General features: G+C 40.2%; 18 protein-coding genes. 4 read left to right on the forward strand and 14 right to left on the reverse strand.

Going from position 1 to position 15,190, the window contains the following annotated elements; all coding sequences use genetic code 11:
* Positions 1-41: 41 nt before the first annotated feature.
* Positions 42-977, reverse strand: a complete 936-nt coding sequence (locus M2444_RS05935; RefSeq protein ID WP_094875607.1) for a LysR family transcriptional regulator — start codon at positions 975-977, stop codon at positions 42-44.
* A 155-nt stretch (positions 978-1,132) separates the two neighbouring features.
* Between M2444_RS05935 and M2444_RS05940 the strand changes: the two genes are divergently transcribed.
* The gene (locus tag M2444_RS05940) at positions 1,133-1,750 is read left to right on the forward strand and encodes a histidine phosphatase family protein (protein ID WP_094873429.1); all 618 of its coding nucleotides are present in this window, start codon (positions 1,133-1,135) and stop codon (positions 1,748-1,750) included.
* A 64-nt stretch (positions 1,751-1,814) separates the two neighbouring features.
* On the opposite strand, the gene M2444_RS05945 is transcribed toward M2444_RS05940, so the two are convergent.
* A complete protein-coding gene (locus M2444_RS05945; protein WP_042189863.1) occupies positions 1,815-2,060 on the reverse strand; it encodes a hypothetical protein in 246 nt (81 codons plus the stop codon).
* A gap of 136 nt (positions 2,061-2,196) precedes the next feature.
* Positions 2,197-2,748: a polymer-forming cytoskeletal protein gene (locus M2444_RS05950; protein WP_280786515.1), complete on the reverse strand. Its 552-nt coding sequence runs from the start codon at positions 2,746-2,748 to the stop codon at positions 2,197-2,199.
* A 311-nt stretch (positions 2,749-3,059) separates the two neighbouring features.
* On the opposite strand from M2444_RS05950, the gene M2444_RS05955 reads away from it, so the two are divergent.
* Together M2444_RS05955 and M2444_RS05960 are read left to right on the forward strand one after the other, a co-directional pair.
* On the forward strand, positions 3,060-3,971 hold the full coding sequence (locus M2444_RS05955) for a LacI family DNA-binding transcriptional regulator (RefSeq protein ID WP_280786516.1): 912 nt from the start codon (positions 3,060-3,062) through the stop codon (positions 3,969-3,971).
* A gap of 48 nt (positions 3,972-4,019) precedes the next feature.
* Positions 4,020-5,285, forward strand: a complete 1,266-nt coding sequence (locus tag M2444_RS05960; protein WP_280786517.1) for an MFS transporter — start codon at positions 4,020-4,022, stop codon at positions 5,283-5,285.
* Positions 5,286-5,308: 23 nt separating this feature from the next.
* Here M2444_RS05960 and M2444_RS05965 read toward each other — a convergent pair whose 3' ends face one another.
* From M2444_RS05965 to M2444_RS06010, 10 genes are all read right to left on the reverse strand, one after another.
* Positions 5,309-6,061: a hypothetical protein gene (locus M2444_RS05965; protein ID WP_280786518.1), complete on the reverse strand. Its 753-nt coding sequence runs from the start codon at positions 6,059-6,061 to the stop codon at positions 5,309-5,311.
* Complete coding sequence (locus M2444_RS05970) at positions 6,058-6,546, reverse strand: GNAT family N-acetyltransferase (protein ID WP_094875598.1); 489 nt, start codon at positions 6,544-6,546, stop codon at positions 6,058-6,060. Before M2444_RS05970 ends, M2444_RS05965 begins: the two co-directional genes overlap by 4 nt.
* A gap of 133 nt (positions 6,547-6,679) precedes the next feature.
* The gene (locus tag M2444_RS05975; RefSeq protein WP_280786519.1) at positions 6,680-7,444 is read right to left on the reverse strand and encodes an ABC transporter ATP-binding protein; all 765 of its coding nucleotides are present in this window, start codon (positions 7,442-7,444) and stop codon (positions 6,680-6,682) included.
* 15 nt (positions 7,445-7,459) lie between these two features.
* On the reverse strand, positions 7,460-9,799 hold the full coding sequence (locus M2444_RS05980; RefSeq protein ID WP_280786520.1) for an FtsX-like permease family protein: 2,340 nt from the start codon (positions 9,797-9,799) through the stop codon (positions 7,460-7,462).
* A 45-nt stretch (positions 9,800-9,844) separates the two neighbouring features.
* A complete protein-coding gene (locus M2444_RS05985) occupies positions 9,845-10,468 on the reverse strand; it encodes a TetR/AcrR family transcriptional regulator (protein WP_280786521.1) in 624 nt (207 codons plus the stop codon).
* Positions 10,469-10,620: 152 nt separating this feature from the next.
* Positions 10,621-11,583: a permease prefix domain 1-containing protein gene (locus M2444_RS05990; protein WP_094875592.1), complete on the reverse strand. Its 963-nt coding sequence runs from the start codon at positions 11,581-11,583 to the stop codon at positions 10,621-10,623.
* A 6-nt stretch (positions 11,584-11,589) separates the two neighbouring features.
* A complete protein-coding gene (locus M2444_RS05995) occupies positions 11,590-11,916 on the reverse strand; it encodes a PadR family transcriptional regulator (protein ID WP_094873448.1) in 327 nt (108 codons plus the stop codon).
* 155 nt (positions 11,917-12,071) lie between these two features.
* Positions 12,072-12,638: a 5' nucleotidase, NT5C type gene (locus tag M2444_RS06000; RefSeq protein ID WP_094873450.1), complete on the reverse strand. Its 567-nt coding sequence runs from the start codon at positions 12,636-12,638 to the stop codon at positions 12,072-12,074.
* Between the two features lie 87 nt (positions 12,639-12,725).
* Positions 12,726-12,923 carry a cysteine-rich CWC family protein gene (locus tag M2444_RS06005; protein ID WP_280786522.1) on the reverse strand — a complete coding sequence of 66 codons (198 nt, stop codon included), beginning with the start codon at positions 12,921-12,923 and terminating at the stop codon, positions 12,726-12,728.
* A 145-nt stretch (positions 12,924-13,068) separates the two neighbouring features.
* Positions 13,069-13,971, reverse strand: a complete 903-nt coding sequence (locus M2444_RS06010) for a phosphotransferase family protein (protein WP_280786523.1) — start codon at positions 13,969-13,971, stop codon at positions 13,069-13,071.
* Positions 13,972-14,090: 119 nt separating this feature from the next.
* Here M2444_RS06010 and M2444_RS06015 point away from each other — a divergent pair, with 119 nt between their 5' ends.
* A complete protein-coding gene (locus M2444_RS06015) occupies positions 14,091-14,639 on the forward strand; it encodes a MepB family protein (RefSeq protein WP_280786524.1) in 549 nt (182 codons plus the stop codon).
* Here M2444_RS06015 and M2444_RS06020 read toward each other — a convergent pair.
* Positions 14,609-15,139 (reverse strand): hypothetical protein, encoded by a 531-nt coding sequence (locus M2444_RS06020; protein WP_094875586.1) that lies wholly within the window; start codon positions 15,137-15,139, stop codon positions 14,609-14,611. The genes M2444_RS06015 and M2444_RS06020 overlap by 31 nt on opposite strands.
* Between the last annotated feature and the right edge of the window lie 51 nt (positions 15,140-15,190).

Below are 15,190 nucleotides of genomic sequence, written 5' to 3' on the forward strand. Positions count from 1 at the left end.
CTCAGTTCAATGCATACATCGTAATTCATACGTTATTTTAATTAAGGTGTATGCGTTGGAATCGAGTATAAATTATCCTCTTCTTTTAATCGTTTCATGACGAGCTTAATAAATGACTGGATATAGCTTTCTTGAAGCTCTTTCTTTCTGTGGCTCATCCATATCGAATGCTTAGAGACTACATTTTCCACTTCGACCTTGGCTAACATACCCTGATCAAGATAAGGCTTTGCTAACAACGCCGATACAAAACTAATCCCATAACCGGCAATGACGGCTTGAATAACCTCATTTACTCCATTAAATTGAAGTTCGATCTTCGGTTGTTGTACCTTTCTTTCTTCACATAATTGTACAATTCTCTCTCTGGCTGCACTACCTTCCTCCCTCATAATAAATGCCTCAGCCATCACTTCCTCAAAACTAACCTCCTGCTTGGCTAAAGAATGATTTGAAGAAACTACGAACACATACTCGTCCTTGTACAACTCCCGATGTTCGAACACCCCTGTATGATGAGAAGGAAACGCCATATCACTATAAATCGCCACGTCCGCTTCAAAGTTATTTAATTGTTCCATGACTTCATGAGAATTAGCAGTAGAAATCTGAATTTTAACCTCCGGAAAAGATTGCTTGAATAATGATGCCCACCGGGGGATGAGTATACTTGTAGCCAGATAATTACCTGCAATCCGAATATGGCCTGCAGGAAATTTATGATAATCCTCAATTATCTGCTGTACCTGTTCACCCATAGCAAATAACTTTTCAAGTGGTTCGATCAGTTTTTCCCCAATCGGTGTTAACACCATTCTCTTTCCTATGACCTCTAGTAATACGATATTATTCTCCCGTTCAAATTTGCGGATCTGCGCGGATATAGCGGGTTGACTTATGTGCAAACGTTCGGAGGCTTTGGTCACACTCCCTGTTATCGCAACATAATAAAACAATTTTAATACATGATAGTTCATCCTGATTTCTTCCTAACTATATAAAATAAAATCATATTTAACGAATGTTCGGCCTTCTTACTATAACTATACATTATGGATATTAACTATTATATATTGTTTATTTATAATTATTTATCTTATACTTACAACTATTCAAAAGGGAGGTTTCGTTAATGAAAAAGACAGTATTATTTCTAACCCGTCACGGGCAGACCGAATGGAATTTGCAGAAAAGAATGCAAGGACATCAAAATTCAGCGTTAACAACCTTGGGTGAACAGCAAGCGGAATGGTTGAGAGAACGTTTGGAAGGTGAGAATTTAGGAGCCATTTATTCTAGTACTAGTCCAAGGGCGTTGCATACTGCGCAGATTTTGCGAGGAAATCGTAGTTTATCGATTCAACAGCAAGCTTCATTAATGGAAATTAACATGGGCATTTGGGAAGGAATGAACACAGATCAGATTGAACAAGAATATCCATTACAGTATACCCATTTTTTCACCAGACCTGATCTTTTTATTCCACTAGCCCCAGGGGAGACCTATAGTCAGCTTGAACAAAGAGTAACGCCGACTATTGAGCGTATCATTAACGATAATGAAGGACATGAGGTACTTATTGTCACGCATCGGATGACCCTGAAAGTCATTATGGCTCATTTTCTCAATAAATCACTGCAGGAATTAGGGGAACTACCGGATATTCTCTCTACAGCATTGTGTAAAGTAACCTTAACTGACAACAATACAACCATCGATCTGTACGGCGATACTTCACATTATCAATGAATCCTTCTCAAAAATAAAAAAGGAAACTCCTATTTAAATGGGGTTCCCTTTTTAGAATTCAATTTTAAATTTCCACACTTTTGATTGTAAAGCTGCGGACCTTCATCCATTTCCCTGAAATAAATTCGTCAATTGTTTTCGTCTTCGGTCTAACACAAAAACGATGCTTGCTCCCTTTATCAAAACCAACCGCTTCAAAAATCAGGCCGTCACCTATTTGCTCCTTAAAGAACACTTGCTTAAGTCCCAATCTATTTAACATTTCAAGCTTTACACTTTCGATATATGTGCGTGAATACTCCTTAGACATATGTGTTCCTCCTAGTAGTGGTAGTAATATTATAAGTTCAATATTAAGAAAATCAACTAAAGTTCATATAAACGAAAAGAAAAAAGCCAACCCATAGTCTATGGATTGGCTTCTACTGTATAAGTTAATTACGAAATTATTTAACTTCTGTTGTTCCAGTCACTTTTCCATCAATCTTTGCAGATGCTTTCAGATCCTCACTTGTGAAGTAAAGATTACCATCAATCGTTGCGGTTTCAGGCAGAGTAAAGCCTTTCGCTTCTACATAAACATCGCCTTTAATCGTTCCGCCTTCAACTTTCAAATTCTCACTTTGTACTGTAAACTTTGGTACGGTTAGTGTATAAGTAGCAGTGATCTTGTGATCAGCATCTTGCGAATAAAGGGCAATCTTACGGTAGATGTCGCCATCAGCCGCGCCTTTATCATGGAATTCTCCAGCTACAACAACCTCTTCTGGAATCGTTACATCATTTAGAATCGCAACAATCCAGTTTCCATCTTTGCTAACAGCCTTAGTAAATGCATCTGCTTGATTGACAATCGATGCTGTAGTGACAGCATCTGTCTGCTCAGCAGCCGGAGCCGTAGTTGCCGCCGGATTGGTTGCTTTATCCTCATTTGCTCCACAACCTGCCAATACTGCTACCGAAACCCCAGCCACTAAAATCATTTTAAATAGTCTCATTTTCGTTTCCCCCTAATTTTGATTATAAATTAATTATATATTAAAATTCTTAATAATTAAGTGAATCATTTCACAAATTTGTGTCAGTATCTAAAGCGGTTTCACAACTCTCCCGCTTCCCGTTTAAAATTCGTTCCCATGAGTCACACCTCTTCTCGCTGACTGATTTAGGTTCTTAAATCCATTTACCCAAATTATAAAAATGAACACATAAATCATTTTCTTCTTGGTATAAAGTCACTCGTTGACTCTTCTCAAGTTTTAGTGATAATATTTGGAAATAAATATCTCAGCAAGGGAGAAGTTTACTGGTGAAAAAGACTACAATGAAGGACATCGCGCTACGAGCAAATGTCTCCGTTGCAACTGTGAGCTATGTTCTGAACCGCGTCAATAACCAAACCATTCCTGAGAAAACCCGCAATCAAATTCTGTTACTGGCTGAAGAGCTTCATTACATTCCAAACCTAGCAGCTCGTTCGCTAGCTAATAAAAAAACGGGATTAATAGGAATACTTATCAATAATTCTGCTTATATGCCCCCTTGGAAACTCTATGCCCAGTTCACATTTATCCGTACTTTGGAACAGCGTTTAACGGATGCCGGATATCATACGATGTTATACTCTCTTGGTACCGACCATCCTTCACTGGATATCATCGTCGAAAGAAAACTCGAAGCCGTCTTTCTGATTGATGTCCGCGAGGAATCCTTCTATTCGATTTCCAAGCATTTTGTAGAAGGGATTCCCTTAATTTTGATCGACAGCATGATTGAAGATAAGCTGTTTAAGCAAGTTCTTTACAATTATCGTTCAGCTCTACAAAAGATAATGCCGGAGGATCTTTCACAGGTTTGTTTAATTATGGAGAGCTTCAATAACACCCTGCTCACTCACTTTATCCAAGACAGTCTTCCTTTACCTGAGAAAGCAATATTCAAAGTTCAAAATATGGAGGAATTGAATACAATTTTATCGGAGGGGATTTACAAAGAGGCCATAGTTATTAATGAGTTTATCGGAAGTTGTGTTGAAAAATCCGGGGTATTCACACGTCTTTCTGTTCTATGTACCTGTAATTGCCCAGAAATGCTTGGAGAAGACGTTCAGAAATTCATATTCACTGGGGATAAATCAGCCACTGCTTTTGAACTAATGCAGGAGTTATTACATCGTCCTGACTACTCCAAACAAGAGAATAATCGTTATTTTGTTAATTAATTTTTTTTCGATATTCACTTAAGCGTTTAAGTTGAGAGGAGAGTTACCATGACAGATCCTCTATTAGGAAAACATGCATCCACCACTGCTCAATCCTATCCAACTCTTTGGGGAAACCGGAGATTTATGCTGCTACTCAGCTCGTATTCCATTTCCTTGTTTGGAAATACCTTTCACAGCATTGCTTTAAGTTTATGGGTACTTCAGACCACCGGAAGCGCTAAAATGATTGCCATTATTACGATAATCAATTTATTGCTCAGTTCTTTCCTCGGATCGATAGGAGGCACACTCGCAGATCGGATCAATCGTAGAACCATTATGTTAATCACTGATTTGATAAGCTGCGGTCTAGCAGTTACGCTTGCTTTGGCCATTTCCATGTCTTCTACATCATTCATTATCGTGGCCATATTAACGGGACTTACGACAGTCTCAGCATTATTCCAATCCCCTGCGTATCAAGCTTCAATTACCACTGTAGTTGGAAAAGAACATGTACAAAAAGCAGTCGGGATTCTGAACCTGTCAGAGAATGTCTTTCGGACGATTGGGTATTCCGCTGGAGGTATTTTTGTAGCGAGTTTTGGAGCGGCAGATGCCATATTATTTGATGGAGCTACATTTTTCGTTTCCTTTCTACTAGTTCTTACTGTCCGCTCCCTTCCACTCCCAAACCGAGTGAATACCGGACCTAAAGAAGAAAGAAAATTTACACAGGATCTTGCGGATGGCGTTCGTTATATTTGGAGATACCCCTTCGCCCGGGCAATAATCATAATGCTTCCTACGCTCACTTTGTTCTTTATGCCTTCACTGATGCTAACGCAAGTGATGGCCGTCAAAGTATGGAATTCTAGTCCCTTTCAGTTTGGACTCATGGAAGCCTGCATTCCTCTAGGTTATATGATTGGTTCCAGCATGATCTTGTTTCTCGGCTCCAAATTAAAGAATCGCGGCTTCTTTATCATGACTGGACTGCTGTGTATGGGTCCCCTGTACCTCCTATTATCATTCGTCACTACTGCTACCTTAGCCATTCCCATCATTCTTCTAATTGGCTTTATGTTCTCATTCTGTACATTGCTGATAAATACAATCCTCAGACTGGAAGTTTCGGAGGATATACAAGGTAGAGTCTTCGGTGTACTTGGCTCCATTATGAGTGTAGCACCCTCACTTGGTCTTACAGCTGTTTCATTCCTGTCCGATCACTTCAGCCCAGCCCCTGTCATGGGTTCCATCGGAGTCCTGTTACTACTGTTTGCTTTATTAACCTTGAACAAGTTAAAGGTGATTCGTAATTATAAGTAATTTTAGAACATATCTTATGACCGTTATCGCCCGTTTTCCCTAATAACGCGTCTATTATGAAGCTCGATCAGTAATTGAACAACTATAATGATCAATAAGAAGATTCCCACGACACCTGTTAAAAATGGATACATTAGAGGGAAAAATACACTTGGATAACTTTTAGTAATATCCGAATAGTAGCCCATACCCATAAGTGATGTACCCGAGAACTCGATCAGCTTCACCCCTAGATGATTGTTATTTCTTTGAGCATAACTCAGCATCTTTTCTTCTATACTGCCATCATGTGAGATCGTGATTATTTTCCATTTTCTCTTTTCCATCGGCTGACTATCCTCTGTAAGTCTTTGGACTATACTTATTTCTTTCTCATCAGTCTTTCGATCCTTTACAGTAAGGATATCTATCCATGAAAAATATCTGCTTCCTCTTTCTCGATTAGATAGCCATATTTCATCAGCGGTTGAGATTTTTTGACCATTTAATAAAAACTGAACTTTCACAATATCTCCAGGCGGGACATTCTCCTCTTCATCCCAAATTGTCAATTCTGCTTTCCTGCCTGTATTTTCTTCCTCAATCTTAATATGCTTATCATCAACCGTTAGTTCTTGAACGTTTAACGTGTTATATCCTTTTTCAGCATGGTTGATCTCATAACGCTGATTGATTTGATCTGAAATCATATACTCACGGATATAGTTGAACAATGGGCTGAAAGAAATCGCTAAGAAGAACAATGAAATTGTCGATAAAACAATCTTTTTGTTCATAACGAACCCTTGGGAGTAATCGCCAGCTTAAAATTTTGCCTTGAGCCACCTTCAGGACCCTCCGGTTCCTTATCCTGCAGAGGAACAAAACCAAACTTCTGATAAAATCTTCTAGCAGGTTGACCCTCTGGATGATCCTCACCAAATGTAGTAACGAATATCTCTGCTGGGGTTTCGATACTTTCGAGAATATAGTTAAGAAGGGCTGTCGCGACTCCTTTATTTCTCTCTATGGCTGAAACAGATAACCACCCAATCTTGTAATTAGGGGCTTTGGATGAAGAGAGTAACACAGCTCCTAGTAATCTTGAACCTGGCGAACCATTGTTTTCTCGTACACAAAAAGCGCTTTGTCGAGTGATATTTTTTTCTAACGCTAGAGTGAAATCCGGATCTTCTACCATCGGTCCAAAAAGGGTCTCCACCTCTGCCGCCAGGTCCAGCCATCCTCTTATATCCTCCATAGTAGCGTTTACTACAACCATATATAAGTTCTCCTTTAATATACTTAGTTACACCCCGCCGTCATGATCGCGGTATGCCTTAATAAGCGTACAAAAAGCATCTTTGCTTACACTTCCCGATTCAAAGCCTGACCAATATCCCTTTCCTATACAATCAGAATCCCAATTTAAACAACCACGTCGACAACTTCTCTTCCCGCTCTTTTAAGTCCCCATTTATGTGATTGAATTTTCCAAGCCAGTGCTCAGCAGCTATGCTGCCATCCAGCATATACAGAACCCGTTCTGCCTGAGCAGCGACTTTCGCATCATGCGTAGCCAGCACAATCGTTGTACCCGCCTGATTAATATCTATTAAGATCTCCATAATTTCACTAGCAGCTTTAGAGTTCAGTGCACCTGTTGGCTCATCACCAAAGAGAATATCAGGCTCATTGATGATAGACCTGCAGATTGCTGCTCTTTGCAGTTGTCCACCCGACACTTGTGTAATATCCCGTTCAGCTAGCGCGGAGATTCCGGTTTTTTTCATTAGATCAGCGGCTCTGTTATTGATGATTCTACGACTAACGATTTTAGCTCGATAAGCGGATAAGATGATATTGTCCCGAATCGTCAGATTTTTTAAAAGATGCATCTGCTGAAAAATAAACCCCATTTGATGTAGACGCAGTTCAGCTAATTCACTCTCAGAAAGACCACTGATGTCCTGCCCTTTAAAAACAACACTTCCTGAAGTCATCCGGTCCATACCGCTGATCGTATAGAGCAATGTTGATTTCCCTGAGCCAGAAGGTCCCATTAAAGCTACGAATTCACCCTTTGATACCTGTAGATGAACATCTTTTAATACCGTCTGTGGGGTTCCTTGCCCGGTTACAAACGTTTTATTTAACCCCTTCGTCTCTAATATGAACATACTACCACCTCACCCTCATTCGACAATCAGTTTAGATAAATTGGATTTCTTCATCGATATCGTGCTTACTACGGTTGTGAGTGCTACAATGAGCATGAAAAAAAGAGGGAGAACAAGATAAGCTACCACCGGATTAACTACAAACTGTATTTTGGATGCTCCCATAAAAGATCCGAGTAATTGAGTGAATTTTTGACCGATGGTATTAGCTGCAAAGGTTCCTAGAATGATTCCGAAGCCCGAAACCAGTAGTAGCCTTACCTGATATTGCTTTCGAATATCTTCTAACGTAAAGCCAATGCTTCTCAAAATTGCAATTTGCGAGACGTCCTTCGCTAGCAGCATTTTTAGAAATAAAGCTGTAATCAATACTGAAATTGATATCGAGATGGCAATGGATAAGCCAGTGACCAGCTTTAATTGGCGAATCGTATTCCCGAGCGTCTGAGATAAATAGCTTTCTAGAGGAGTAACTTTGGCTGGATAAAATAACTTTGCATATTGATCCATTTTCTCCTGAACTGAAACATTCGGATTCACATCTAAAGCTACGATATACCATAGCACGGACTTCGGGTCATAAGGTAATCGGGCTTTTGCAGTTCGGCCTCCATTCGTTATATCTTGGTAGATCCCGCTAACCTTCAATTTTTTCGAAGTGCCGTCAACCTCCAAAAGAACGCTATCCCCTACCCTTTTATTCCATTCCTTGGCATTCAAATCAGAAAGGGCAATCTCTTCCCTACTTTCAGGGGTTCCTCCGTTTACATAGGTGAGCGGAAAAATAGAGAAATCTCCTGTTTCAACATTGATATTCTCCCATACGCCATCGCTGCTTAGCACTTTAAATCGAGAAGTAATTAATGGTGAGAACTTAGCTATATCGGAGTCCTTGTTTAGCGTTGTTATCAGTTCATTAAATCGCTTGTCTATTTGATCAGATTGCTGTAGATCTATTCTCATATCACTCTGACCTACACCCATATAAGAAATAAACCGAGGGGACTGAAGGGTATTCAATATATTCACTGGCACAAGAATGATAAACAGACAGATCACAAATACGAAGAATAACAATCCGAACATGGTGAAGCGTCCATAAACATCCTTTAGGCCAAGAAAAACATTCACATTTATATGCCTGCGCTTACTCAGCACTATTCTTCTTTTATTGCCTTTCAACTCTCCCACAGTCCCTGACCTTAAAGCCTCTACTACGGTTATACGATTAAACCTTCTAAGAATAACGCTGCAAAAGAACACAATCATCCAGAAAATTAGACCGACCGCTAAGACTGGAACAATAGGCTGAAGGATCGTTTTCGGAGCAGTCCCCAAGTACAATGTGATATTCGCTGTAAACAATCGCACCACACCCAAAGATAATAAATATCCTAGCAGTGAAGCGCATGCTGCCATCACCATATATTTTGCCAAATAGATCCTTCTAATATCTCGCTGCGAGATCCCAATGGCTTTCATGACGCCAATCTTTCTATAATCCTCTTCTAAGGTCGCGATCATCGTAAACCTTAAAGATAAGGTGGCAATAATCATAAGAAGGATACTTACTAAAATAATGACAACTGCAATAATCCCATCTGTCAGCGCATTCAGCGTCTTAAACAAAGGATAGTCTATCATGGGTCCTTTACCGGGCATATCTGAGGATTGATAGGCATTCCGGAACTCGCTAAGTCTACTTAAATCGGTGATTTGAAATTCAATTAGGTACTCAACTTCTCCATGGTTCTTCTTAAGTACATTATAATCCGTGTCATTTACGACAAAGCGCTTAGAGCTAACAATAGCTGGATTCATTTGGATGTCTCGAACAAAATCCGTAACAATAAATTTTTGATCTAACTGTCCATTAGAAAGGGTAACCTGATCACCTATGTTCAGATCATTCTGCTTCATATAATAAATAGGAACTGCGATTTCTCCTTCAGATACCTTAATCACTTGATTCTCTAAATTCAGCAGCAAATCAAATGAGGGGTTCTGCTTAACAAAACCTATATCCATTACGCTGTTCTCTTCCGACTTATTGCTGTTCCCCAAGACAATCTTCGAGCCATCTATCCTTAGCATTTCTACGGTCTGTTGATTCTTAACAAGTGGATTTGTAGCGGCGAATTTTTGAATAGCTGCGTGATCTATTGGACCAGCATGCATTTGAACAAAATGGGGAGCTTTTGATTTATCCAGCAGATGACTTAAAGAACCGTATAATTCCATAATGACTTGAGAAGCACAAGCAGCAAGCAACGCCGATAACATCATAAAAATAAATAAAACAATCGTTATGATTTTATTTCTTTGAAAATCTTTTTTCACAATTTGTAGCAGCATTGCCAATCTCTCCCCTGCGTCTCATTCATCCTCCCTGCTCGGACCTTACTCAAACATTTGCGCTACGTAGGAAAAGCTTCCCTTTTCAGCTCCTAACATAGTCTCCATAATATAAATAAAGCTCTGAATTTTGAGAATAATCTCTTCCGGTTGCCACTTGAAAATCCCTTCATCCAATAAAAATTGTGAGGCTACCAACAGAAATTCCATCGTTTCTTTAGGATAAGGACAGTGGAACAAGCTCTCTTCGATTCCCTGCTCAATCACCTCTGTCAACACAGGGGTCAGCTTCAAAATCGTTTCAGCCAAGCTTTTCTGATGGATTAGTGCATTCTCAGCTTGATGAAACTGTTCAATCATGTGACCCTTTCTCTCCGAATCAGGTTTCTGCGCCATTATGATTTGTAGTAGCTTTTCATGTACGGAGAGCTTTGAATCAGCAGCAATGATCTTCGCAACGTCCACTCCAGCATCGATGAATCGTGTGACTACTGCTTCCATAACCTCCTCCTTCGACTTGAAATAATAGTAGAACGTGCCCTTGGCAATCCCGATTTCCTGCAAGATGTCGTTCACTGTAGTTCTCGCATAACCCTTAGTAAAAAAAAGCATTTCTGCCTTATCTAATATTTCATTTCTGCGTTCTTCCGCTTCTTTGGAAATTCTCATTTATTCTGAGTCCCCCTTTTTATAGACCGACCGTCGGTCTATCCTAATTATATACATTTAATACATCATGTCAATGATGTTCCAGCAAATTGGACGAAAGAAAAAAGGTAACCTCCAAAGGATGAGGTTACCTTAATGTGCAGTCAGCATAATCAGGAGACATTTTTGCGCTTTAGAATATGATACACATTGCTGAACATGCCGGACAGGATTCCAGCAATTGGGAATACAGCCCAGTTAACGTCCCAGCGCCCATAGACAAAGCCCGTAAACAGGAAAATTGCCGTCGCCAACGGCCACAAAACAGCCCCAACAACTCCAACAAATCGGTTCTCTTCCTGCTTCTCTGCAGTGATGTTCGGCTCCTCCAGCAATTTCGTATAAGTTCCCTGAATATTCCCGTAATAAATGAACAGAAACACCGCCACAGCCGCAATAAACAGAAAAGCAGCAACTCCATATGGAGCATAGTCATCGTTGACATACGAAGTTGCGAAGATAAAGGTAGGTGACAGCACACAAAGACAGACACCCACAATCAAAGCCAGGCGATAAGTCGGAGCATAAAGGGCTTGACTGCGCTGAAGCGCCGTTTTGAGCGCATAAGGTAGCTGAAAGCCTTGTTCTAGACTTTCGAAGCGCTCGAGTTTCATGCCGCTATGAATGAACATCCCAACGGCCACAGCGACCAGCACGAACATTCCGACCATCCCCAGCATCGAACCTTTATCAGCCATATCAGCATTATTTTCAAACAATGTACTAAGAGTAATCAATAGCGCCACCCCGCATGCGCAGAGAAAAACACCGAGACCGGTCCATAATCCAGAGCTACGTTTGGCAGCCGCATAAGCATAAACCTCTTCTTCACTAAGTATGGGCACAGTCTTTTCCTGTCCGGCTGGATGGATGCCTAGCTCAGCAGTCAGCTCCTCAATATTTCCGAATTCCGAAATAACGATACCGATCGCCTCATTCTCAGACTTGCCCTCCCGCTTCAGCTCCAGGTACTTATCTTCCATCCCGGACAGCAGCTCCTGCTTCAAATGCTCCAGTTCCGAAGTCTTTGGCAGACTAGCAAACATATTATCCAGATATACTATGATCGTCTCCATGCACTATCACCACTCCTTGATAAATTGGTTTACAACTTCCTGCGTAATCTTCCATTCCTCACATTTTTCTCGGTAATAGGCGAGACCCAGCGGGGTAATCCGGTAATATGTGCGCCGCTTGCCAAGACTCTCATCCAGATAAAAGGATTCAATGTATCCGTTCTTCTCCAGCCGGGTAAAGGCGGAATACAGCGTTGTCTCCTTCATGACATACTTCTCCTGAGTCAGCTGCCTGATATTCTTGGAAATCTCGTACCCGTAGGATTCCCCATCGAGCAGCATGTAGAGGATCATCGTATCGTTGTAACCACGTATAACATCACTGCTGATCAAAAATGGTACCCCCTATGATTACTTCATCTGTCGTAGTAGTTGCAGTATACCATAATTACTACGACAGATGAAGTAGTTACGTAAAAATAGGTAAAAAAATCTAAAAAGCATAAAAAAAGAGAATTGCTCTATGTGAGCAACTCTCCTCAAATCAGTTAGTCTCTTGAATTTTCAAACATCTGATCAATCTTCTCTTTCGCACCTTCCCAGGAGGTCAATAATGGAAATCCATATTGTTCACGGGCTCTCAAATTCCATGGATGCGGAATACAGAGTACTTTCTTTCCGTCCTGTAAAGCAGGAACCAAGTTGTGAACCCCGTCATCGATCAGAAGATCATAATTAATAAGATTCTTTCGTTTGCAAGGGAAGAAATTTTCAATGGGAATAAACGGCATATGCTTCTGAAGCCAGTTCCATTTTTCAACAACTGCATTGGGCTGGGCCGCGGTAACAATAATAACATCATATGCATTGTGTAGCTTCTCCATTTCACCTACAACATGCTCGTCGAATAATTCAAGCTCCTCATATAAACCAGGCCGCCCATAGAATACATCTTGTGTACAATCTGGATGACGTAAATGATCCGTATTCCAATCAAGCATCTCCTCGTACTTCAGTACATGAGTGGGGAAATCATTGTTGTTATGGTATATAGCTCGTTTGACTAGATGGCATATCGTGTCATCCATATCAACTGCAATTATAGGCTTTCTCATCTGTGTCCCCCATATGTTTTTTTATATTACTATTTAAGTATACACAATATAATTACTGTTTTCGTCTTGAGTTAGTTAAATTTCTGTCTAATGTTTTTTAAACGCCTCTACACAGCTTTGACAGATACAGGCTTTACCACTCAGTTCCAAAGGTACCCTTTCTAGTAGTTCTGCAGGAATTTCCGTGTGAAAACACCAACACTCACCACTATTAGCACCACAATGATTTAATTCTTTACATAAAGGGCAATACCGTTGTTCGACTTGTTTATTCTTTATTTCCAAAGCTTATACTCCCCCATACGATTAAACATTTCACTTCTATTTAGTTACTTTTCTTTCCCTTGAAATTTAAACACTTTCGTCATAACCACTTCTGAACATACCAAGTCTAGCCTAACTATGGTTAGTATTATTCAATAAAGTAATTTCATATTTTTCCCCATCCATTTATTCCTTCTATAGATCTTTGCAATACCTCTATACTTTCCTGAAGAAAGGCCTTATTGTTCTCGATCCCTCTGGTTTTACACCAAACTACCGCACTAAAAGCATCATAAAAACTATAAAACGGTATTATAGCTTCCAGATCAAGTAAAGGACGAACCGATTCGTAGCCTTGCACATAAGGGAGCCGTGTTAGCGGGTTCACTTCCCAGACGTATCGGTTTATTTTTGTGAAATCAATTCCAGTGGAACCACCACGAGCGCTCTCGTAATCAATTATACCAACGACTCGATTATCTTTTATTAATATATTGCCTGGTCGAAAATCCATATGAACAACACTAGGCCCATCCGATTCAGGTAACGCCGAATATACGCTATCAAAGTGAGTAATACATTTCTCAAATAAATCAGGATGAAGGACCTCCTTACAAGGTTCTTTCCACTTTTCAAAATTATTTTTCAGGTATAATCTCCAGCTATTGTTCTCTACTGTCTGAAAACCATCGGATCCATAACATCCATACGCTGGCATGGAAACTTCATGAAGCATGGCATGATAATTACCGATTTGAAACGCCAGACTCTGATCAAGGTTACTCGTACAAGGCCCCCCATCTATAGCGGAGAGAAGCAATGCACCGACACTCCTATCATCACCGTCCCAGAAATCCAATACTTTTGGAACGGGTATAACACCCTTTAGTCTTTCAAGCATCTCAAATTCACGAACTAGTTTATCCCTGTTGTATGGAATTTTCACGTATACGTTGTCTAGGTTAAAAAGAGTAAGTTTATACACTTCAGAACTGAACGAATCAGGAACAGACTCTATATTCAGAACACTCAGCTTAAAAATTTCAATTAATTTATGTATGGATTCCATACGACTACCTCCAGTCTCAAGGGAAAGCTGCTCTGTTCACGGTTGTGAACTCCCTATTCTTGCATTAAGATAGTGAACATTAGGAGTTTCTAAGGAACTCAACCGGGAGATTTGAACAGATGAAATTTAAGAATCAAAGCGGTTCAGGTATCATTCATAGTGATCTGCTCGCTACCCAAGAGCTTGTATATAACCCGTGCAATCTTGATTGCTCTGACCTCATTCATGAACCACACAATGCTGATTATGGGGCGTATATATTTAATTTAAACGCACTATCCATTAGATTTCGTGTTGCAAAAATCACACCTACAAAGATCGGGCAGTTTGTCACGTTATGGGAGAGAATTGGAGATGGCCCCATCCAGCCCTATGATATATCAGATACTGCTGATCTCTTCGTTATAAGTACGCGCAATGAGAATCACTTTGGTCAATTTGTATTTCCAAAAGCTGTGCTAGGTAAACAAGATATATTATCCAATAGAGGTGACGGTGGCAAAAGAGCACTACGAGTGTACCCGCCATGGGATCATCCCACGAGTCGTCAAGCTCAAAAAACACAAAAATGGCAGTTGGAATATTTCCTAGAAATACCGGTAATTCAGCCAGCAGACTTTCTTCGTGCGCAAACACTTTACGGTTTTTCAGTAAATCGAACAGTCTGACCTATGTCCTCCACATGTTTTATATCCGCCCATAAAATAAAATAATTGTAGAAGGAATCTCCTATTTTTACCGCTTCTGGATATTTCAAAATAATAGCAGCCTGATGATTCCATTCCTCTTGCTGATCAGCAGAAGGCACAATCAATCGTGCTTTCTCTTCCACTTTTAGCCCCTCTAGTGTCAGTTCAATAATTTGTGGATCGGAGCCATAAGGCTTCAGTTGATGAAATGCATCCATGTTTGCTACTTCATCGATGGATACCCCCTCTCCAGAAATAGCGGATAATTGAAAAAATCCGTCGTGCCCCTGATACCTCTCATCATATTCTGGATTCACTACCCACTCGGAGGGATACTTCAAAGTGACCTTATACTCTTTTGAAATATATGTTGACACCCCCGATGGCTTGACCAGCATTCCGATTCCAGTACTTACTAATGCAACAAGCGCTATAAACAGGACCCCTAGCCACCATCTTTTATACGTTGACGTTTTCACATTATCCTCCTATTAGTTGACATGCACAGCATCAGGAAATAAGATATAAGT

The sequence above is a fragment of the Paenibacillus sp. PastF-3 genome (assembly GCF_029893135.1).
Lineage (GTDB): Bacteria > Bacillota > Bacilli > Paenibacillales > Paenibacillaceae > Paenibacillus_AQ > Paenibacillus_AQ nitricinens.